Source organism: Streptomyces sp. NPDC048436, assembly GCF_043200355.1.
GTDB lineage: Bacteria > Actinomycetota > Actinomycetes > Streptomycetales > Streptomycetaceae > Streptomyces.
On record NZ_JBICXP010000005.1, the window covers coordinates 371,307 to 392,126 of the forward strand.

Below are 20,820 nucleotides of genomic sequence, written 5' to 3' on the forward strand. Positions count from 1 at the left end.
TTCCAACGGGAACAAGCGTCATGCCCGCGCCAATTCCGTTCAAGGGATGCCCTGCCCCTGTGGCACGGAGGTGACCATTCCGCAACGGTGTACGCGGTGGGCAACAGGTGGCGGTGTACGTGGAGGGAACCACTTCGGGTCGCTCCGCCGTCATCTGGGCATACGGGGCACATGCTGGGGGTGAAGCATGAGTGCTGCCTGGCAGCCGCTTCCGGAGACCCTTCCCCCGGAAGTACGGCATTTCGTGGAGCAGTTGCGGCTGCTCAAGGACCGCACCGGCCTGAGCCTGATCGCGCTCGGCGAGGAGACGGCCTACAGCAAGTCCTCCTGGCAGCGCTACCTCAACGCCCGGCAGCCCCCGCCCCGGCAGGCCGTCGCGGCGCTGTGCAAGGTGGCGGGGGCCGACTGCGAACGGTTCGGCGCGCGGTGGGAGCTGGCGGTGCGGGTGTGGCCGCGGGGCACGGTGGACGGTCGGGGTCCGCCGCCCGCTGCGGAAGAGCATGAACCCACCGGCGTGGAGCAGGCTCCGGCGCCGGACCGCCGGGAGCCGCGGCACTGGAAGCCCGTCGCCTGCTTCACGCTCGTCCTCATCGTGGAAATGCTCGTCGGCCTGCTGTGGATCCTCATGAGCTAGAGAGCCAGGTGTGCGTACGACAGGCGACGGGGCCGCCACGAAGTGACGGCCCCCGGGGGTGCGGGCGAAGCTGCTGGTACCGGCTGTCAGCCGCGCCAGTTGTACGCCGCCTTCTTCCACTGCCCGTCGATCTTCACGTAGTACGTGCCGGCGAGCCGCTTGAAGGTGACGTCGTGCTGGTAGCCGCTGTAGCTGACCCAGCCGCTGCCGCTCGGGCCGTTCAGGAAGTCGTCGGCGACGCCGAACGTCTCCTTGCCGGCGATGCCGTCGACGTCTTCCGTGTCCTCGTGCTGCTGCCACCACTTGGTGGCCGACTCGGTCCTCTTGCCGAAGCTGCCGTCGATGTCCCACTTCTTGAACGTGTGCCGGTTGCCGTCGCTGTCCTTCCACTTGGCCCCGTCCGCGTACAGGACGGACTGCCAAAGACGCGTGGCGTTGCTGTTCGTGTGGCTGTGGCGGGAGAGGTCTCCCTCGTCGCCCCAGTCGTTGTACGCGGCGCCCTTGCCGTCGATGACGTGTGGCCCACTGGCCTGTGCGAGCGACGCGGTGCCGCCCAGTGCGATGCCTGCCCCCGCCGCGACGGCGACCGCCGAGCCGATCAGCCGTTTCGACCTGCCCTTACCCATACGCATGTAAATCCCCCTAGGTGGTGCGTTGACGTCTCCGATGCTTCCTCTCGGCGGTGTTTCGCAAAAGGGTCAACCCGTTCATTCGGGACGCTGTGGGATGTCCCACGCCGCTACCTGGGGTTCCGCATTGTGGAGCGGGACAGCGGTGGGACACTGGACGCCGGCCCGCAGGGAGTGCGACGGTGCACGCCAGTGGCCCGAACGCTCCCGTGCGCCCCCGGCCCGGGAACTGACATCCTGACTTTTGACATCCCTCTGGGTAGTCCATGACAGGAGCGGCGGGGGGGCTGCCTGAAGGGCAGAGCGGGGGAACCACGCGCGGGGGGCAAGCAGGCACGTACGGGGGGAATAGGGGGAGTAATGCCTCGTTGGAAGGCACTACCGGATGAGCTCGATCCGGAGGTCAGTGAGTTCGCGAGTCAGTTGCGCACGCTCGTCGACCGAAGTGGGCTGAGCATCGCCGCGGTGTCGGACCGCACCGGGTACAGCAAGACGTCGTGGGAGCGTTATCTGAACGGGCGTCTGCTCGCCCCGAAGGGTGCGATCGTCGCGCTTGCCGAGGTGACGGGCACCAACCCCGTACATCTCATCACCATGTGGGAACTCGCCGAGCGCGCCTGGAGCCGCTCCGAGATGCGGCACGACATGACCATGCAGGCGATCCGGATCTCCCAGGCGCGGGCCGCGCTCGGGGAGCTGGGCCCCAACCCGCCGAGTGCCAAGAGCGCCAAGGGCGGCAAGAGCGGCAAGAGCGGCGGAAGCGCGACGCGCGACGGCGCGGCGAGCCCGGCGCCCGGCGGCGACCCCGCTGACCGCGCCAACGGTGGTGGCAGGAGCGTCACGGGGGTCGCGGGTCCCGCGGGCGTCGCGCCCACGGCCCTGCCGCAGACACCGTCGTACGCGGCCGGGGGCGACCGGGGTGCCGTCGCGGCGCCGCCCGTTCCGCCCGGCCCCCGCGCACCGGGCCACGGCGGGGATTCCCCCGACCGGCAGCGGCGCCGCAGGAAACTGACGATGTTCCTCGCCGGTGTCGTCGGCGCGCTGGTCGTCATAGCCGCCGCCGTCTTCCTGACGGACTTCGGCAAGGACGACAAGGGCGACGAGAGCGCCAAGCCGTCGGCGTCGCCGACCACGAGCGACAAGGACCTGCCCGCGGGCGTCGAGTGCAGCGGCAAGGACTGCACGGGCAAGGACCCGGAGACCATGGGCTGCGGCGGTGAGCTGGCCACGACGTCGACGCGCGCGACCGTCGGCAAGGCGCTGGTCGAGGTCCGCTACAGCAAGACGTGCGGTGCCGCGTGGGCGCGGATCACGCAGGCCGCGCCCGGCGACAAGGTCACGATCGGCGCGGGCACGGGCGGCGCGAAGCAGAACGGAACGGTGAACGCGGACTTGGACGCGTACACACCGATGGTGGCCGTCAAGGACGGTGCCGCGGCGGAGGCGTGCGCCACGCTCAAGACCGGCGAGACGGGCTGCACGAAGTAAGGACGCCCGAGAAGTGGTGGGCGGCCGCCACAGGGGGGGAGCGTGGCGGCCGCCAGGGGGGGAGGTGTGACCACTCCCGTGGGGGTATTGCTCCGCCTGCCCCCGAAGACGCTCTGTATGCGTACCGATTTCCCGGAAGTTCTCCGGAAGTTTTTCCCGGAGTCCCGAGCCCCCGCGAAATGACCTTTGTGGGCCGAGCCACACCCACCCGGGGTTCGGGGGTAGGCGGGGCGCGATAGCCTGAGCGGCGGATCTCTCTTGATGCCAAGAGATCGATCATCGAGGGCGTCGGTGGGGATCCAGCACAAGGGGACCCCGCACAAGGGGCAGGGCCCCCCACCGCCAGCTGTCTTACGGAGATCGCCATGACCCGCACTCCCGTGAATGTCACCGTCACCGGCGCGGCCGGCCAGATCGGCTACGCGCTGCTCTTCCGCATCGCGTCCGGCCACCTGCTCGGCGCGGACGTGCCGGTCAACCTTCGCCTCCTGGAGATCACTCCGGCCCTGAAGGCCGCCGAGGGCACCGCCATGGAGCTCGACGACTGCGCCTTCCCGCTGCTGAACTCGATCGAGATCAGCGACGACCCGAACGTCGCCTTCGACGGCGCCAACGTCGCCCTCCTCGTCGGCGCCCGCCCCCGCACCAAGGGCATGGAGCGCGGCGACCTGCTCTCCGCCAACGGCGGCATCTTCAAGCCGCAGGGCAAGGCGATCAACGACAACGCCGCGGACGACATCAAGGTCCTCGTCGTGGGCAACCCGGCCAACACCAACGCGCTCATCGCGCAGGCCGCCGCCCCGGACGTACCGGCCGAGCGCTTCACCGCGATGACCCGCCTGGACCACAACCGCGCGCTGTCGCAGCTGTCGAAGAAGACCGGCGCCCCGGTCTCCGACATCAAGCGCCTCACCATCTGGGGCAACCACTCGGCCACCCAGTACCCCGACATCTTCCACGCGGAGATCGCCGGCAAGAACGCCGCGGACGTGGTGGGCGACCAGGCCTGGCTCGCCGACGACTTCATCCCGACCGTCGCCAAGCGCGGCGCCGCGATCATCGAGGCCCGTGGCGCGTCCTCGGCCGCCTCCGCCGCCAACGCCGCCATCGACCACGTCCACACGTGGGTGAACGGCACGGCCGCCGGTGACTGGACCTCCATGGGTATCCCGTCGGACGGTTCGTACGGTGTTCCCGAGGGCCTCATCTCGTCCTTCCCCGTCACCACCAAGGACGGCAAGTACGAGATCGTCCAGGGCCTGGACATCAACGAGTTCTCGCGTGCGCGCATCGACGCGTCCGTCAAGGAGCTCACCGAGGAGCGCGAGGCGGTTCGCGGCCTCGGCCTCATCTAGTACGGCAGCTCGTCCAGTACAGCAGCTCGTCCACTTCGCCCCCGGCGGCCATCTGATCGGCCACCGGGGGCGACGTGCGTCGTAACGCGGGTGAGGGCTGGGTATTCACTTATTCGAGGGGCATATGTGCCTTTCTGTGGCCACCGCGAGCACACACGGTTACGATCCAATTCCGGTTGAGGTAAACGGAGTTGGCCATGGCAGGTACGACCGAGGCCACCCGGCTGCTGTGCGCGGGCGTCCATCTGGACGCGGTGTTCCGCAGGCGGGTCGTCTCAGAGCTCGTCGGACACGCGGAGCGTCCCGTCGCCCCGGCGCTCGGCGCCGATGTGCTGCCGGTGCTCGCGCACGCGCTGCGCGCCCGGCGCGAGGAACTGTTCACCGCGCTGCTCCTGGCGGCCGTGTGGTTCGGGTTCCTCGTCACCGACGCGGTGATGCTCTGGGACACCCTGGAGGACTCCAGGGGCGGCGAGTCGGGCGTCTCCGGCGGAGATCTCACGCTGCTCGCCTTCGACCCGGAGGACCTCGGCGACGCGGGCCCGGGGAACGTGCTCGGCGCCTTCGTGCCGGGCGGCTGGGCCTGCGCGTACGCCGCGGTGGTCCTGCTGCTCTGGCTTGCGCGTGTCGCCTCGGGCCGGGGCGTGGACGGCGGGACCCCGCGGCGGATGGTGCTGCCTCCGATGGCGGCCTGGCTGCGGCGCAGGTTCGGCTGGCTTGTGACGGCGTTCGCGTGGTGGTGCGCCGCCGCGTACGGGATCTCCGCGATCCTTGCGATCACTGAAACCCCGTACCCCGTCATCTTCCCGCTGCTCGTCGCGGCCGTGGTGTGGCGCCACCAGTTCCTGCGCAAGCGGACCCTGCGGACCCAGCTCGCGCGGCAGGCCTTCGCCGAGACCGAACAGCCGGGCATCCCCGCGCGGTTCACCCGCATCGCCGACTGCATCCGCCGCGAGCAGCACGCCCCGCTCACCCTGTACGACGCGAACCGCCCCTTCGTAGGCGCCGGAAAGCCCCGCAAGCCGTGGACGGTCGTCCTTGAACTGCAGCGCGCCGAGAAGGACGCGGACGGCGGCGTGCCGGGACAGCGCGCGTACGAACCGCTCGCCGCGCGCGAGGTCATCAAGATGATCGAGCCCCGCCTGAAGGACCTGCGCCGGTCCGCCGCGGCCACCAGCGTGGACCGGCTGCGGGACCTGGAGATCGAGGAGTTCGTCTACCTCCCCGCGGGCGCGGGCCGCGACGAGCAGCTCTACACCGGACAGGGCCACGAGACCGCCGGCCTCTACGACCCAGAGCAGGCCGCCCGGCACCTCGAACGGGCGGCGGGCGAGGGCGGGGAGGCGCGGCGCCACTTCCTGCGGATCCGGGTCGGTGCCTGGAACGAACAGGTCGTCGTCTCGCTCCTGGTCAGGGTGCACACCCAGGGCGGAATGCTCGTCCTCGAAGTGGTGCCGCACGTGCTCGGGCCGATCGTCCCCGAGTTCCGCGAGGTCGACACGATCGTGGCAAGCGAGCCGGAGGGCCCCATCCGTGACGCCCTGCGCGCCTGCGTCGACGGCCCCGCGGCAGGCGTCGCCGTCGGCGTGGCCGCCCTGCGCGCCCTGCCCTCCCTCATCCCCTCCTTCCGGCTCTGGCTCACCCAGGCCGAAGGGGAGCGCCCCGTGCCGCCCGCCGCGCGCGCCCTGCGGTCCCTGTGCTCCCGGCTCGGCGTCGGCCGCCCCACGCAGGTGCCGCCGGACGCCCCGCTGATCTCGCTGCGCCAACTTGCCTCCACCGACGACCTCTCGCTCTTCCAGGAGATGGACGTCGCCCGCTACACACGCACCCTCCAGGACCGCATCGGAGAGGGCGTCCGCGACGCGCTGCGGGCCGGCGGCTTCCGCACGGACCGCCTGGAGCAGAACATCACGCAGATCAACAACAGCGGGGTCTACATCACGGAGATGTCCGGCGGCGCCATCGCCACCGGCTCCCACGGCCAGGCCACGCACACCGAGAGGAGCACGGTATGAGCGGCGACGGGGACACCGGCGGCGGGGCGCACGTCCAGATCGGTTCGATCACCGGCGGCTCACAGGCCTTCGGCGCGCACGGCAAGGCCGAGTCCACCAATCACACGGTGGTGGTGGCCGATCCGAAGCAGCAGCACCTGCTCACCCAGGTCCGGGCCCTGCGCGCCGAGTTGGGCGGGCCAGAGGAGCGCACGGCCGAGGACGACGCGCTCGACGCCGAACTGGGCGAGGTGGAAGGGGAGATCAGCCGCGCGGGCCGAAGTGAAAGCGGCGTCCTCGGCAGGCTCCGCGCCCGCCTTGAGCAGTACGGCGCCGCCGCCGCGACGGCCGCGTCCGTCACCGCCGTCCTTCAGGCGATCGCCCAGATCACGGGCTGAGGGAGAGGGGCGAGCGGTGCGGATCTTCGACGCCGACCGTCAGGAGTGGGTCGGCCACGAGCAGGAGCAGCGGATCGCCGGGCTCCACGACCGGGACGCGGTGCGCCAGGGCAAGGCGCTGCGCGGCGCCGTGTCGGTTCTCGCGGTCTGCGGCCTGGCCTTCGGCGTCTGGGCACTCGGCTGGAAGGACGAGCCGCGCCCCACGGGGTACTTGACGGTGCTGGAACAGCCCACGGAGAGCGGAAGCGCGGGCGTCGAGGGTGACACCGCGGCACCGTCCCCGGCCGGGGTGCCGCCCGCCCCGTACGAGGAGGTGCGGGACGAGGAGGGCTACCGCCTGGCCGTGCCGCGGGGCTGGATCCGCGATCTGGTCGAGCCCGCCGAGGGGTACAACGTGGTCAACTACCGCAGCCCCGACGGACATCGGCGGCTCCAGGTGTACCGGGTGGGGGAGACGTCCGGGTACGACTCGCTGCGGACCTGGCTCGATGAGACGCGGATGCCCGGCGGCTTCGATCAGCTCGCCCCGCTGGAGCGCACGGACGACGAGGGCCGCCCGGCCGCGCGACTTGAGTACGTGGCAGACGAGTTCAAGGGCGAGCCGGACATCGGCAGGTGGTACGTCATCGACCATCGCTTCGAGGCGGTGGACGGCGAGCTGTACGCACTGGCCGTGTACGGCTCCGACGCGGACGGCAGGGACGACGAGCAGGAGCTCATGGAGACCGCCCTGGCGTGGTTCTGCCCTCCGGACGAGAGCTGCCCCGCGCCCGGGTGATCGCCGCTGTCCACCTGTCCTGTTGTCAACATGCTCCCAGATGTAGTACTTCTTATACATGAGCGAGCAGGTGCACAACAGGTTGGCGATGGTGCGCGCGGAGCGGAAAGTGTCGCGCCAGAGCCTTGCCGAGGCAGTGGGTGTCCACTACCAGACCATCGGCTACATCGAGCGCGGGCAGTACAACCCCAGCCTCGACCTGGCGCTGAAGATCGCGGTGTTCTTCGGGCTGCCGGTGGAGGCGCTGTTCTCCCTGGAGCCGTTTCGCCCGCTCACGGACGAGGTCTACGGGAGGAGTCAGGGATGACGGACCAGCAGGCGCGGGGGATGACGCGGTACGACCAGCGCATGTTCGCGCTCATGAACCGGCGCGAGGGGGCGCCGATGTACGCCACCGCAGTCCGCAGGAGGCTCGTGGTCGGCGCCCACATCGCGCTGACCGTGGCGAGCGTGGCGGCCTGGCTGCTGACGGTCGTCGGCGACCAGCGCTGGGCGATGTGGACGATGCTCGGCCTGCTGCTGCCCTGGGCCATGGCCACCGGCGTCATCAACGGCGCCACCCGCGGCCTCCTCGAACTGCGCGAGCGCGCGCTAGACGAGCGTCAGCGCGCCGAGAAGGCCCGTGTCGCGGCGCGGGCCCGGGGGCTCATGCAGTGGGTGCTCTTCGCGGCCGCCGCAGGCGCGGGCCTTGCCATGCTTCAGGGGTGGGACGCCGAGGGGCTGCTCTTTCCCGCGCTGTTCACGGCGTTCGTCGTGCACTGGCTGATGCCGCTGTGGGTGGCGGGTCTCGCCGTGGCGGACGAGCCGGAGGACGACCCGGCCGACGTATTCGCGGCGTAGACCCAAGAGACGGCCTCAGACCCGGTACCCGTCCTGGCCGCCTTCGTCCTGCGGCGCACCCGGCAACTGCGACACATCCACCGAGTCCTCCTTCGAAGGCGTCTTCGATGGGACCGGCTTGTCGTAGTCGGTGAGCGTCAGGGACGAGTCCGTGCCGCCGCCCACCGCTGTGGCCCTGACCAGGTACGGGGTGCCCTTCGTCGCGACGTAGAGGGTGGACTTCTTCCCGTCGTCCATGCCCGTCACCGGGATGACGTCGGTGCCCTCGACCTTCGTGGTGTCGCCCTTCCTGAGGTCCGTCGTGCCGCCGGACTCGTCCTTGATCTCCTTCTGGACCGTGTCGAGGTCGCAGGTCTCCGCGATGTCCTGGAGCATCGGGTCGTCGGTGGTGCCGTACAGATAGCGGTCGCCGATGATGTCGGCCGCGGCCTCCCCTCGGCCGTCGGGTAGCTGGGCCTTCCAGAAGGCCAGGTCGGGCTTCATCCAGATCTTCTCGCCCCGTTTGATCAGTTCGAGGCCGCCGCCGCCCTTGGCCAGGTGCAGCGTGCCCGCGCAGTTGCCGTCCTGGTCGAGGGCGAGATTCATGCGGGCGGGATCGCCGTCGTCGAGGCCCGGGCCCTTCTGCTCCAGCTCCATGCGCACGGACTCGGCGTCGAGCAGCGTCTTCTCCGCCCTGTCGGAGATCTCTTGGGCGCTCAGGTCTTCGGTGTCGGCGAGGGCGCCCGAAGGGGCGGCCAGAAGCGCGGCCGCCGTAAAAGCGGCCATACAGGCGGCGTTGGCCCACGAGCGCTCCTTGGATATCGGTCGCATAGCGCCACCTCCGCGGAAGAAAACCCTCGTAACCGCACTTAACCCCTCTTCGAGCGTACGTTTCGCCTCAAGTGCCTGCACGCGCAGTGACACAGCGCACTTTCGGCCATGTAATGAGCATGGTTTCTCCGCCTCAGGGCAGGTGCACCCGGCTACCGCGAGTGACAGGCGGGGCATATGACAGGAACGGAAGGCAAACGGGACGTGTCCGCACAACAGACCATCTACGTGGGCGGAGAGTGGCGTAACGCCCTCTCCGGCGCCACGCGCGAGATCCTCGACCCGGCGGATGCCAAGCCGTTCGCACTGATCGCCGAGGGCGGTACCGAGGACACCGACGCGGCCATCGCCGCCGCACGTGAGGCGTTCGATCACGGACCGTGGCCGGCCACGCCCGTCGCCGAACGGGCCGCGCTGCTCCGCCGCGTGGCCGACCTCCTCGTACGCGACCGGGAGAAGATCGGCCTCCTGGAGAGCCGTGACGCCGGGAAGACCGTCGAAGAGGGCCGTGTCGACGTCGACTGCGTCGCCGACGCCTTCCGTTACTTCGCCGACCTGGTGATCGGCGAGGGCGCGGGCCGGGTGGTCGACGCCGGGTCCGACGACATCCACAGCGTCGTCGTGCACGAGCCGATCGGCGTCTGCACGATGATCACGCCGTGGAACTACCCCCTCCTCCAGGCCAGCTGGAAGATCGCCCCCGCGCTCGCCGCGGGCAACACCTTCGTCATCAAGCCGAGTGAGGTCACTCCGCTGACGACGGTCGCGCTGATCGAACTGCTCGTCGAGGCGGGCCTGCCGACCGGCGTCGCGAACATCGTGACAGGACCCGGCCACACCGTCGGCGCGCGCCTGTCCGACCACCCCGACGTCGACCTGGTCTCCTTCACCGGCGGCCTCGTCTCCGGCACCAAGGTCGCGCAGGCCGCGGCCCTCGGCGTGAAGAAGGTCGCACTCGAACTCGGCGGCAAGAACCCCAACGTCGTCTTCGCCGACGCCTGCGCCACCGAAGAGGGCTTCGACACCGCCGTCGACCAGGCGCTGAACGCGGCCTTCATCCACAGCGGGCAGGTCTGCTCCGCCGGTGGCCGCCTCATCATCGAGGAGTCGGTGCGCGAGCGCTTCGTCGCCGAACTCGCCCGCCGCGCGAGCCGCATCAGGCTCGGCCGCGGCACCGAGGACGGCGTGGAGTGCGGCCCGCTCGTCTCGCAGCAGCAGCGCGAGAAGACCGAGGCGTACGTGGCCTCCGCACTGGAGGAGGGCGCGGTCCTGCGCTCCGGCGGCAAGCGGCCCGAGCCCAGCGAAGTCCGGCCCGCGACCGGATACTTCTACGAGCCGACCGTCCTCGACCAGTGCCACCGCGAGATGCGCGTCGTACGCGAAGAGGTCTTCGGCCCGGTCCTGACCGTCGAGACCTTCCGCACCGAGGACGAGGCCGTCGCGCTCGCCAACGACACCGAGTATGGTCTCGCGGGCGCCGTCTGGACCAACGACGCGGGCCTCGGCCGCCGCATGGCCAGGCGCCTGCGCCACGGCACGGTCTGGATCAACGACTTCCACCCCTACCTGCCGCAGGCGGAGTGGGGCGGCTTCGGCAAGAGCGGCGTCGGGCGCGAGCTCGGACCCGCCGGGCTCGCCGAGTACCGCGAGTCCAAGCACATCTACCAGAACCTCGCCCCGAAGCCGGTCCGCTGGTTCGCCGGCTGAGACCCCACCGACGCGCCACGACGTGCGCGGGGGCGGCAGACCCGCCCCCGCGCACGTATGTCACACCCAAGTCCAGGCACTCCCCGCCCACTAAGCGCAAGCACCTTGCACCACACCTCGCAGGAAGAGGAGCACCACGCATGGCTGAGACCACCGAGTACGACTACGTCATCGTCGGAGGCGGCACCGCCGGTTCGGTGATCGCGTCCCGGCTCACCGAAGACCCCGGCGTCACCGTCGCCGTCATCGAGGGAGGCCCCAGCGACATCGACCGCGAGGACGTCCTCACGCTGCGCCGCTGGCTCGGCCTGCTCGGCGGCGACCTCGACTACGGCTACACGACCACGGAGCAGCCGCGCGGCAACTCGCACATCCTGCACAGCCGCGCCAAGGTCCTCGGTGGCTGCTCGTCGCACAACACCCTGATCTCCTTCAAGCCGCTGCCCTCCGACTGGGACGAGTGGGAAGAGGCGGGCGCCACCGGCTGGGGCGCCAAGGCGATGGACCCCTTCTACGGCAAGCTGCGCAACAACGTCGTGCGCGTCGCCAAGAAGGACCAGAACCAGATCGCCACGGACTGGGTCGAGGCCGCGCAGACCGCGCTCGGCATCCCCGAGGTCATCGGCTTCAACGACAAGCCCTTCGACGAGGGCGTCGGCTTCTTCGACCTCTCCTACCACCCGGAGAACAACAAGCGTTCCTCCGCCTCCGTCGCCTACCTCCACCCCCACATGGAGGCCGGTGACCGCCCGAACCTCCGCCTGTTCCTGGAGACCTGGGCCACCAAGCTGGAGCTCGACGGCAAGACCGCGCGCGGCGTCCACATCCGTACGAAGGACGGCGCCGAGCAGCTGCTCACCGCCCGCCGCGAGGTGCTCGTGTGCGCGGGAGCCGTCGACACCCCGCGCCTGCTCATGCACTCCGGCATCGGCCCCGCCAAGGACCTCGAGGCCCTCGGCATCCCGGTCGTGCACGATCTGCCGGGCGTCGGCGAGAACCTCATCGACCACCCCGAGTCGGTCATCGTCTGGGAGACCGAAGGACCCATCCCCGGCAACTCGGCGATGGACTCCGACGCGGGTCTGTTCGTCAAGCGGGACCCGGACCACAAGGGCCCCGACCTGATGTTCCACTTCTACCAGATCCCGTTCACGGACAACCCGGAGCGCCTGGGCTACGAACGCCCGGAGCACGGCGTGTCGATGACGCCGAACATCCCCAAGTCCCGTGCGCGAGGACGTCTTTACCTGACGTCGTCCGACCCGGAGGTCAAGCCCGCCCTCGACTTCAAGTACTTTGAGGACGAGGCGGACTACGACGGCCGGACCCTGGTCGACGGAATCAAGCTGGCCCGCAAGGTCGCACAGGCCGAGCCTTTCGCCAAATGGCTCAAGCGCGAGGTCTTCCCCGGTCCGGACGTCACCGACGACGCCGAGATCAGCGAGCTCGTGCGCAAAGCCGCGCACACGGTGTACCACCCGGCAGGGACCTGCCGAATGGGTGCTTCCACTGATGAACTCGCTGTAGTCAACCCTGAGTTGAAGATCCGGGGACTCGAAGGAATCCGTATCGCGGACGCATCTGTCTTCCCGACGATGCCCGCCGTGAACCCGATGATCGGAGTACTCATGGTCGGGGAGAAATGTGCCGAGATGCTGGGTGGTGAAGGCCGATGAGCGAGGCCTCAGTGAACAAGACGCAGGACACGACCGGGCAGGAGTCCGGCGACCGGCCCGTCTTCGCCGTCGACAACCTGTGGAAGGTCTTCGGACCGAAGGCGGACCGCATACCGGGCGACACCTCGGTGCACGGCCTCACGCCCGCCGAACTGCGTGAGCAGACCGGCTGCACCGCCGCGGTACGTGATGTGTCGTTCGAGGTGAAGAAGGGCGAAGTCTTCGTCGTCATGGGCCTGTCCGGCTCCGGCAAGTCGACGCTCGTCCGCTGCCTCACCCGCCTCATCGAGCCGACCTCGGGCTCCGTCGTCATCGACGGCGAGGACGTCCTGGCCATGGACAAGTCGCGCCTGCGCGAACTGCGGCGCCACCGCGCCTCGATGGTCTTCCAGAACTTCGGCCTGCTTCCGCACCGCACCGTCCTCGACAACGTCGCGTACGGCCTGGAGATCCAGGGCATGGGCAAGGCCGAGCGCCGCGCGAAGGCCCTCGAAGTCGTCGCCAAGGTCGGCCTCGACGGACTCGAGCAGCGCAGGCCCGGTCAGCTCTCCGGCGGTCAGCAGCAGCGTGTGGGCCTGGCCCGCGCCCTCGCCGTCGACCCCGAAGTCCTGCTCTTCGACGAGCCGTTCAGTGCGCTCGACCCGCTGATCCGCCGCGACATGCAGGAAGAAGTCATCCGCCTGCACCGCGAAGAGGGCCGCACGATGGTCTTCATCACCCACGACCTCTCCGAGGCCCTGCGCCTGGGCGACCGCATCATGCTGATGCGGGACGGCGCGGTCGTACAGCTCGGCACCCCCGAGGAGATCGTCTCCACGCCCGCCGACGACTACGTACGCGACTTCGTACGTGACGTCCCGCGCGAGCAGGTCATCACGGTCCGCCGCGCGATGCGCCCCGCGGACGGCGACGAGGCGTCCACGGGCGTCGCGATCTCCCCGGACACCCTGGTCGTCGACGCCATCGAGGCGGTCGCCCGCAGCGGTGAGCACTGCCGCGTCGTCGACGAGGGCCGCACCCTGGGCATCGTCGACCACGAGCAGCTCCTGGCGGTGGTCGCGGGCCTCGACGCGGACACCGACGGGTCCGCGGGCAAGAAGGTGGCGGCCGTATGAGTGCCGCGCCGACTCCTGTCCTGGACAAGGCCGAGAAGGCCGAGAAGGACCGGACAGCACAACTCCCGCAGAGTCCCGGCCTGCTGGCCCGGTTCACCGGCAGCCCCAAGGTCGTCCTGCTGGTCGGCGCCGTCCTGGTCGCGGTCGTCTCCGCGGTCGTCACCGCGAACGGTGTATGGCCGTCCGACCTGACCTTCGACGTGCGGTCGCCGCTCGACGACCTCAACACCTGGATGGCGGAGAACCGGGACACCCACCCGATCTTCCTCTACTTCCTGCTGCACATCAGCAACACCTCGCAGTCCGCGGTGGACGGTGTGTTCAGCGGCCTGGAGAGCCTCGGCTTCATCGGTGTGACCGTCGCCGCCGTACTCATCTCCTGGTACGCGGGCGGGGCCGGCCTGCGCCGGCGCGCACTGACCCTCGCGGGCACCGCCTTCGGCACCTTCGCGGTGATCGGCGTGCTCGACGTGTGGGAAGAGGCGATGGAGACCCTCGCCCTGATGATCGTCTGTGTGGCGGTCGCGGGTCTTGTCGGTGTGCTCCTCGGCCTCGCGGCCGGACTCTCGGACCGTGCCGAGCGCATCCTGCGGCCGGTCTTCGACACCATGCAGGTGCTCCCCGCCTTCTCCTATCTGCTGCCCTTCGTGATGATGTTCGACGTCGGCACCCCCGCCGTCTTCATGTCGACCGTCATCTACGCCGCCCCGCCGATGGCGCGGCTCACCTCGCTCGGCCTGCGGGGCGCCGACGCGGCGGCCCTTGAGGCATCCCAGTCCCTTGGCGCAAGCGCCTGGCAGCGGCTGTGGACGGCCCGCCTTCCGCTGGCCCGCAAGCCGATGCTCCTCGGGCTCAACCAGACGATCATGATGTCCCTTTCGATGGTCGTGCTCGCCACGGTGGTCGGCGCCGGCGGTCTCGGCGACCCGATCTTCGAGGCGATCTCCACCCTCGACGTGGGCCTCGCGGCGCCTGCCGGTATCGCGATCGTGCTGATCGCCGTCTGGCTGGACCGTACGACCGCCGGGTTCGGTGAGCTGGTCGACGACTCGGCGGCCCCGCGCACCGCCGTCGCGACGCGCGTCCTGTGGGCCGCCATCGCCGCCGCTGTCGTGGTCGCCACCGTCATCGGCCAGGCGCTCGGCCGCACCGAGTGGCCGGAGAACTGGGTCGTCTCCATCTCCCAGCCGATCAACGAGGCCGTCGGCTGGATCGAGCGCGAGCTCGGCTCCGGTGTCCCGGTCGTCGGCGGCACCCTCACCTGGGCGAACGGCTTCATCCGCTGGGGCATCAACCCGCTCTTCGACGCCCTGCTCGCCACCCCGTGGTGGGCGCTGCTCCTGGTCGCCGGTGTACTCGCCTACCTCGCGGGCCGCTGGCGCGCGGCGGTCACCGTCGTGCTCGCGCTCGCCGCCATCGGCGGGATGGGCCTGTGGAGCAAGTCGATGGACACGCTCTCGCAGGTCATCGCCGCCCTGGTGGTCACGCTGATCCTGGGCTTCGCCATCGGTGTGCTCGCCGCCCGGGTCGCCTGGGTGGAGCGGGCGATCAGGCCGGTGCTCGACACCATGCAGACCCTGCCGGCGTTCATCTATCTGATCCCGATGATCGCGCTGTTCGGCTCCAACCCGGCGGCCGCCGCTGTGGCCTCCGTCATCTACGCGCTGCCCGCCGTCATCCGCATCACGGCGCAGGGCATCCGTCAGGTCGACCCCTCGGCCCTGGAGGCGGCCCGCTCGCTCGGCGCCACCACCGGCCAGCAGCTCTGGCAGGTTCAGCTGCCGCTGGCCAGGCCCGCACTCCTGGTCGCACTCAACCAGGGCGTCGTCCTGGTCCTCTCCATGGTCGTCATCGGCGGCATGATCGGCGGTGGCGCGCTCGGCGTGGACGTGATCAAGGGCCTCACCAAGGGCGACCTCGGGCTCGGTATGACCACCGGTATCGCGATCGTCTGCCTGGGGCTGCTGCTCGACCGCATCTCCCAGCCCGGCGCCGAAATCAAGGAACGCGCACTTCGCTGACGTACGCGCACCGTATGTTCTTCAACTCTCGCATTCCTGCTACGTAAGGGAACCAACTCGTGAACCGTAATCAGCGGATACGCACTTCGGTCCTGGCCGGTATCGGCGCTCTGTCCATGGTCGCGCTCAGCGCCTGCTCCGCCGCCGACACCAAGTCCTCCGGCAACTCCGACGAGGTCACGCTCACCGTGCCCTCCTGGGTCGGCGCGCGCGCCAACGCCGAGGTCGCCAAGAAGCTCCTCGAGGACGAGGTCGGCGTCAAGAAGGTCGACCTCCAGCAGCTCGACGAGCCCATCGCCTGGGACGCGCTGAACAACGGCAAGGCCGACGCGATCCTGGAGGACTGGGACGGCCAGCCCAAGAAGCAGAAGCTCTACATCGACCAGAAGAAGACGGTCGTCAAGGGCGGCGACCTGGGCGTCACCGGCCACATCGGCTGGTACGTGCCGAAGTACTACGCGGACAAGCACCCCGAGATTCTTGACTACAAGAACCTCAACAAGTTCGCCAAGGACTTCAAGAGCAACCGCAGTGGCGGCAAGGGCGAGTTCATCGGCGCCGCCCCGTCGTACACCACGTACGACGAGTTCCTGATCAAGAACCACAAGCTGAACTTCAAGATCAAGGACACCGGCAACGAGGCGGCGCAGATCAAGGAGATCCAGCGCAAGTACGCCGCCAAGGAGCCCTTCATCTCGTACTGGTGGGAGCCCCTGTGGGCCAACGCCGACATGGACCTGGTCGAGGTGAAGTTCCCGAAGTTCAAGGAGGGCTGCAACGAGCCCGAGGCCGCCACCAAGTGCGGTTACGCCGACACTCCGCTGCAGAAGTACTTCAACGCCGACTTCGCCAAGGACGGCGGCAAGGCGGCGGAGTTCCTGAAGAACTTCAAGTGGACGACCGACGAGCAGAACGAGGTCGCCATGTCGATCGCCAAGGACAAGATGTCCGGCGAGGCCGCGGCCGAGAAGTGGATCAAGGCCAACAAGGCGACGTGGCAGAAGTGGATCCCGAAGAAGTGACGTCGCCGCCTTCTGGCGGACGCTGAAGCTGTATGGCTTGTACGGCTGTACGACTGAACGGCTGACATCACGGTGCCGGGCGCCCCTCCTCGGGGGCGCCCGGCACCGTCACGTCTACCGCAGGTTTCCCGCGATCTCCCGCAACGCCTCCGTCGCCCGGAGCAGCAGGCCCGGGCCGAACGTGATGCGGGTGGCGCCCAGTTCGCCCAACTCCCGCAGAGACGGGCCGTCCGGCTTCGCCCCCGTGTTGAGGGGGCCCTCGATGCCCGCCCGCAGCGCAGGCAGCGCCTCCGGCGGCGCGAAGATCGGGTAGACGCAGTCCGCGCCCGCCGCCACATAGAGGCGGGCCCGCTCGACAGCCGCCCCGGGGTCGGCGATTCCCCGGATGAACGTGTCCACGCGGGCGTTGATGAACAGCCCGTCGCCCGCGGCGGCACGCACCTGAGCCAGCCAGTCCGCCTGCTCGTGCGGGTCCTTGAGGACCCCGCCCGTCGAGTCCTCCAGGTTGCAGCCCACCGCGCCCGTGGCCAGGAGCCGCTCCACCAGCTCCTTCGGCGGCAGGCCGTAGCCGTCCTCGATGTCCGCGGAGACCGGCAGGGACCCGGAGACCGACCGCACGATCCTGCTCACCGCCGCGAACATCTCATCCGGCGGCACCGATCCGTCCGCGTACCCGAGCGACGCCGAGACCCCCGCGCTCGGCGTCGCGAGGGCGGCGAACCCCGCCTCCTCGAAGACCCGCGCGCTGACCGCGTCCCAGGGCCCCGGCAGGACGAGCGGGTCGCCGGGTGCCCGCCCCTGATGCAGCCCCCGGAAGTCGTCGACAAGGCTCATGGCGCGTAGCCTCCCGGCTCGATGCGGCGGCTGACCATCACGCGGTTCCAGCTGTTGATGACGGTGATCACCCCGATGAGATGGGCGAGTTCGGCCTCGCCGAAGTGCTTGGCCGCCGTCTCGTACACCGTGTCCGGCACGAACCCGTCCGTGAGGACGGTGACCGCCTCGGTCAGCGCGAGCGCGGCCCGCTCACGCTCGCTGTAGAGGTCACCCGCCTCCGGCCAGGCGTTGAGGAGGGCGATCCGCTTCGGGGTCTCGCCGCCCCGCACGGCGATGTCCACGTGCATGTCCAGACAGAACGCGCACGCGTTGATCTGCGAGGCCCGGATCATCACCAGCTCGGCGAGCGCGGGATCGCCGAGCCCCTTCTTCGCGGTCGCGCTCAACGCGGCGAGCGCACCCCCGAAGCCCTTGTCGAGGTGGGTGGTCCGAGCGCTCACTTGTGGTCTCCGGCCGTGTAGTGGCCCGGCGCCTGCCGTGTCGAGACGCCGAAGCGGTTCCACGCGTTGATCACCGTGATCGCGGCGATCAGCTGTGTCAGCTCCTCCTCCTCGAAGAGGGAGGCGGCCCTCTCGTACACGGCGTCCGGCACGAAACCGTCGGTCAGGACGGTGATCGCCTCGGTCAGCTCGATCGCGGCGATCTCCTTCGCCGTGTAGAAGTGCCGCGACTCCTCCCAGGCGCCGAGCTGGATGATCCGCTCGACGCTCTCGCCCGCCGCGAGGGCGTCCTTGCTGTGCATGTCGAGGCAGAGCGCGCAGTGGTTGATCTGCGAGGCGCGGATCTTGACGAGCTCAAGGATCACCGGGTCGACGCCCTGACGGGCCGCGGCGTCGAGCCGGATCATGGCCTTGAAGACCTCGGGGGCGTGCTGGTGCCAGTCGAGGCGGGGCGTGTGCTCGGGGAGGTATTCCTCGGTCCTGGTCTGTGCGGGGATGGTGTCGTTCGTGGTCATGCCATCGACCGTACGGGCGCAATAGCCCACAGGTATGGTCCATTCCCATGGAAGAATCCTGGGCCACTTTGGGCGTCGACCTCCACTTGGAGACCGGGGGAGCAGCGACGCGGTCCGGCGTACGCAAGGGCCTCACGGACGCCCTGCGCGAGGCGGTACGCGGGGGCAGGCTCGCCCCCGGCACTCGCCTTCCCTCGTCCCGTTCCCTCGCCGTCGACCTGGGCATCGCCCGCAACACCGTCGCCGACGCGTACGCGGACCTCGTCGCGGAGGGCTGGCTCACGGCCCGCCAGGGCTCCGGCACCCGCGTGGCGGAACGCGCCGTGCCGCGCCCCGCGGGGCCCGCGCCGCGCCGCAGGGTCACCGGCGGTCCCACGTACGACCTGAAGCCCGGCACCCCCGACCTCGGCTCCTTCCCCCGCGCCGACTGGCTCAAGGCCGCCCGCCGCGCCCTGACCGCGGCTCCGAACGACGCGTTCGGCTACGGCGACCCGCGCGGCCGGATCGAGCTGCGCACCGCGCTCGCCGACTACCTCGCCCGCGCCCGCGGCGTGCACACGGACCCGGACCGCATCGTCGTCTGCGCCGGGTTCGTGCACGGCCTGAGGGTCCTTGGAGATGTGCTGCGGGCGCGCGGGCTGCGGGAGATGACGGTCGAGTCGTACGGGCTCGACGTGCACTGGAATCTCCTCAAGCGGGCGGGGCTGCGGACGAAGCCGCTGCCGTTCGACGAACTCGGCACCTCCACGGCCGAGTTGGGTGCCGTCCCCAAATCCTCCAAGGTGGCGCTCCTGACGCCCGCGCACCAGTTCCCGACGGGCGTGCCGCTGCACCCCGACCGGCGCGCCGCAGCCGTCGACTGGGCGCGGCGCGAGGGCGGCCTGATCCTGGAGGACGACTACGACGGGGAGTTCCGCTACGACCGGCAGCCGGTCGGCGCGCTCCAGGGCCTCGACCCCGACCGCGTGGTCTACCTCGGCACGGCAAGCAAGTCCCTCGCCCCCGGGCTGCGCCTCGGCTGGATGGTGCTGCCGGCGCCGCTCGCCGCGGAGGTCGTCGAGGCGCAGGGGGGAGCGGCCCTGGCCTGCGGGGCGCTGGACCAGCTGACGCTCGCGGAGTTCATCACTTCGGGCGCGTACGACCGCCATGTGCGGGGCGTACGCCTGCGCTACCGCCGCCGCAGGGACCAGCTGGTCGAAGCCCTGGCCGCGCGGGCGCCGGAGGTGAGGGCCACGGGCATCGCGGCAGGACTGCACGCGGTGCTCGAACTGCCGCCGGGAACGGAACGCTCGGTGATCCAGGCGGCGAGCTGGCGGCGGCTGGCCGTGCAGGGCCTCGCGGACTTCCGCCATCCCGCGGCGCGGGTGCCGGAACGGGACGCCCTGGTGGTGGGGTACGGAACGCCGCCGGATCATGCGTGGGCGGGGGCGCTGGAGGCGCTGTGCGGGGTACTGCCGTAGGGCTCAACCGGGCTTGCGTACCGTCATTCACCGGCTTCGCCGAGTTCGTCCTCAAACGCCGGACGGGCTGATCTTTCAGCCCCTCCGGCGTTTGAGGAGCGGGGTCCGGGGCGGAGCCCAGGGTCGGGAAAGGGCGGGACTGGGGAAAGCCCCGCAGGGATCGCCCCTACCGCGCCCCCTCTACCGGCAAGCCCTCCGCAGGTGCAGGCGCCTCGCCAAACCGGGCCAAAGCCAGCGCCCCCGCCACGGCAATGGCGAAGCCGAGCACCGCCAGCCACTCCATGCCGCCCCGCGTCCGGTCCCCGAGCCACACCACCCCCACCACCGCGGGCCCGATCGTCTCCCCGATCACCATCCCCGCGGTGGCGGTGGTGACCGACCCCCGCTGCAGCGCGGACGTGAGCAGCAGAAACGCCGCGCCTCCGCCCACGAGCAACGCGTACGCAGCCGGGTTGGAGATCAGGGCGCCAACCCGGACGGAGTCAATCAGCCGCACAGCCACCTCCACCACCCCGAACCCCAGCCCCGCCCCGAGCCCGAGAGCCAACGCCCGCCCCCGCCCCGGCAGCCGCCCGGCCACGGCACCCAGCAGCAACACCCCCACCGCCACGCCCAGCATCACGTACCGCAGAGTCGTCGACCCGACGCCCTCCCCCTCGTCCCCCGACGCGAGCCCCAGCATCGCGAGCCCCGCGCACACCACCCCCACGGCTCCCCACTCCACCCCGCTCAACCGCACCCGCAGCAACCGCGAGGCCACCACGGCGGTGACGGCGAGGCTCGCGGCGAGCGCCGCCCCGACGGCGTAGATCGGGATGGAGCGCAACGCCACGATCTGGAGCAGAAACCCGAGCCCGTCGAGCCCGAGCCCCACGACGTACCGCCACTGCCGCACCGCGCGAAGCAGCAGCGCGGGATCGACCCCGGACCCCGTCCCCGGTGCCGTGGCGCGCGCGGCGATCGCCTGGAAGACCGAGGCCGTGCCGAAGCAGACCGCTGAACCGAGTGCGCAAATCATCCCAAGAGACACGAGGCGACTGTAGAGGAGACGGATTCGGCGGAGCCGCTCGTACGCGCGATCCCCGCCGGACGTGATTCTCCGAG

At 70.2% G+C, this 20,820-nt stretch carries 20 protein-coding genes; 14 read left to right on the forward strand and 6 right to left on the reverse strand.

What is annotated here, in order from left to right:
- Positions 1–187: 187 nt before the first annotated feature.
- Positions 188–634 (forward strand): helix-turn-helix domain-containing protein, encoded by a 447-nt coding sequence (locus ACGFX9_RS20215; protein ID WP_393473369.1) that lies wholly within the window; start codon positions 188–190, stop codon positions 632–634.
- A gap of 86 nt (positions 635–720) precedes the next feature.
- Here the strand turns inward: ACGFX9_RS20215 and ACGFX9_RS20220 are convergent, their stop codons facing one another.
- Positions 721–1,266 carry a peptidoglycan-binding protein gene (locus tag ACGFX9_RS20220; protein WP_393473372.1) on the reverse strand — a complete coding sequence of 182 codons (546 nt, stop codon included), beginning with the start codon at positions 1,264–1,266 and terminating at the stop codon, positions 721–723.
- A 357-nt stretch (positions 1,267–1,623) separates the two neighbouring features.
- On the opposite strand from ACGFX9_RS20220, the gene ACGFX9_RS20225 reads away from it, so the two are divergent.
- From ACGFX9_RS20225 to ACGFX9_RS20255, 7 genes are all read left to right on the forward strand, one after another.
- The gene (locus tag ACGFX9_RS20225) at positions 1,624–2,751 is read left to right on the forward strand and encodes an XRE family transcriptional regulator (RefSeq protein ID WP_393473375.1); all 1,128 of its coding nucleotides are present in this window, start codon (positions 1,624–1,626) and stop codon (positions 2,749–2,751) included.
- Between the two features lie 365 nt (positions 2,752–3,116).
- Positions 3,117–4,106, forward strand: coding sequence for a malate dehydrogenase (locus ACGFX9_RS20230; RefSeq protein ID WP_393473378.1), 990 nt, complete (start codon positions 3,117–3,119; stop codon positions 4,104–4,106).
- A gap of 197 nt (positions 4,107–4,303) precedes the next feature.
- Positions 4,304–6,118: a hypothetical protein gene (locus ACGFX9_RS20235; RefSeq protein WP_393473380.1), complete on the forward strand. Its 1,815-nt coding sequence runs from the start codon at positions 4,304–4,306 to the stop codon at positions 6,116–6,118.
- Positions 6,115–6,495, forward strand: coding sequence for a hypothetical protein (locus ACGFX9_RS20240; RefSeq protein ID WP_393473382.1), 381 nt, complete (start codon positions 6,115–6,117; stop codon positions 6,493–6,495). Before ACGFX9_RS20235 ends, ACGFX9_RS20240 begins: the two co-directional genes overlap by 4 nt.
- Positions 6,496–6,511: 16 nt before the next feature.
- On the forward strand, positions 6,512–7,273 hold the full coding sequence (locus ACGFX9_RS20245) for a hypothetical protein (protein ID WP_393473384.1): 762 nt from the start codon (positions 6,512–6,514) through the stop codon (positions 7,271–7,273).
- A gap of 58 nt (positions 7,274–7,331) precedes the next feature.
- Entirely contained in the window at positions 7,332–7,580 is a 249-nt protein-coding gene (locus ACGFX9_RS20250; RefSeq protein WP_160506754.1) for a helix-turn-helix transcriptional regulator, read from the forward strand.
- The gene (locus ACGFX9_RS20255; RefSeq protein ID WP_393473387.1) at positions 7,577–8,113 is read left to right on the forward strand and encodes a hypothetical protein; all 537 of its coding nucleotides are present in this window, start codon (positions 7,577–7,579) and stop codon (positions 8,111–8,113) included. The genes ACGFX9_RS20250 and ACGFX9_RS20255 overlap by 4 nt, the downstream gene beginning before the upstream one ends.
- Before the next feature lie 15 nt (positions 8,114–8,128).
- Here ACGFX9_RS20255 and ACGFX9_RS20260 read toward each other — a convergent pair whose 3' ends face one another.
- A complete protein-coding gene (locus ACGFX9_RS20260) occupies positions 8,129–8,923 on the reverse strand; it encodes a hypothetical protein (RefSeq protein ID WP_393473390.1) in 795 nt (264 codons plus the stop codon).
- 177 nt (positions 8,924–9,100) lie between these two features.
- Between ACGFX9_RS20260 and ACGFX9_RS20265 the strand changes: the two genes are divergently transcribed.
- The 5 genes from ACGFX9_RS20265 to ACGFX9_RS20285 all read left to right on the forward strand — a co-directional run bounded on the left by ACGFX9_RS20265 (position 9,101) and on the right by ACGFX9_RS20285 (position 16,464).
- The gene (locus ACGFX9_RS20265) at positions 9,101–10,630 is read left to right on the forward strand and encodes an aldehyde dehydrogenase family protein (RefSeq protein ID WP_393473393.1); all 1,530 of its coding nucleotides are present in this window, start codon (positions 9,101–9,103) and stop codon (positions 10,628–10,630) included.
- 140 nt (positions 10,631–10,770) lie between these two features.
- Positions 10,771–12,306: a GMC family oxidoreductase gene (locus ACGFX9_RS20270; RefSeq protein ID WP_393473396.1), complete on the forward strand. Its 1,536-nt coding sequence runs from the start codon at positions 10,771–10,773 to the stop codon at positions 12,304–12,306.
- Complete coding sequence (locus ACGFX9_RS20275; protein ID WP_393473398.1) at positions 12,303–13,421, forward strand: glycine betaine/L-proline ABC transporter ATP-binding protein; 1,119 nt, start codon at positions 12,303–12,305, stop codon at positions 13,419–13,421. Before ACGFX9_RS20270 ends, ACGFX9_RS20275 begins: the two co-directional genes overlap by 4 nt.
- Positions 13,418–15,442 carry an ABC transporter permease gene (locus ACGFX9_RS20280; RefSeq protein WP_393473401.1) on the forward strand — a complete coding sequence of 675 codons (2,025 nt, stop codon included), beginning with the start codon at positions 13,418–13,420 and terminating at the stop codon, positions 15,440–15,442. Before ACGFX9_RS20275 ends, ACGFX9_RS20280 begins: the two co-directional genes overlap by 4 nt.
- A 116-nt stretch (positions 15,443–15,558) precedes the next feature.
- Positions 15,559–16,464: a glycine betaine ABC transporter substrate-binding protein gene (locus tag ACGFX9_RS20285; RefSeq protein ID WP_393473986.1), complete on the forward strand. Its 906-nt coding sequence runs from the start codon at positions 15,559–15,561 to the stop codon at positions 16,462–16,464.
- Between the two features lie 114 nt (positions 16,465–16,578).
- Here the strand turns inward: ACGFX9_RS20285 and ACGFX9_RS20290 are convergent, their stop codons facing one another.
- From ACGFX9_RS20290 to ACGFX9_RS20300, 3 genes are read right to left on the reverse strand one after another with little or no spacing between them, the layout of a single operon-like run.
- Entirely contained in the window at positions 16,579–17,298 is a 720-nt protein-coding gene (locus ACGFX9_RS20290) for an isocitrate lyase/phosphoenolpyruvate mutase family protein (protein WP_393473404.1), read from the reverse strand.
- On the reverse strand, positions 17,295–17,741 hold the full coding sequence (locus tag ACGFX9_RS20295; RefSeq protein WP_393473406.1) for a carboxymuconolactone decarboxylase family protein: 447 nt from the start codon (positions 17,739–17,741) through the stop codon (positions 17,295–17,297). The genes ACGFX9_RS20290 and ACGFX9_RS20295 overlap by 4 nt, the downstream gene beginning before the upstream one ends.
- Positions 17,738–18,256 carry a carboxymuconolactone decarboxylase family protein gene (locus ACGFX9_RS20300; RefSeq protein WP_393473409.1) on the reverse strand — a complete coding sequence of 173 codons (519 nt, stop codon included), beginning with the start codon at positions 18,254–18,256 and terminating at the stop codon, positions 17,738–17,740. The genes ACGFX9_RS20295 and ACGFX9_RS20300 overlap by 4 nt, the downstream gene beginning before the upstream one ends.
- 47 nt (positions 18,257–18,303) lie before the next feature.
- Here ACGFX9_RS20300 and ACGFX9_RS20305 point away from each other — a divergent pair, with 47 nt between their 5' ends.
- Positions 18,304–19,716 (forward strand): PLP-dependent aminotransferase family protein, encoded by a 1,413-nt coding sequence (locus tag ACGFX9_RS20305; protein WP_393473412.1) that lies wholly within the window; start codon positions 18,304–18,306, stop codon positions 19,714–19,716.
- Between the two features lie 166 nt (positions 19,717–19,882).
- On the opposite strand, the gene ACGFX9_RS20310 is transcribed toward ACGFX9_RS20305, so the two are convergent.
- The gene (locus tag ACGFX9_RS20310; protein ID WP_393473989.1) at positions 19,883–20,734 is read right to left on the reverse strand and encodes a hypothetical protein; all 852 of its coding nucleotides are present in this window, start codon (positions 20,732–20,734) and stop codon (positions 19,883–19,885) included.
- Between the last annotated feature and the right edge of the window lie 86 nt (positions 20,735–20,820).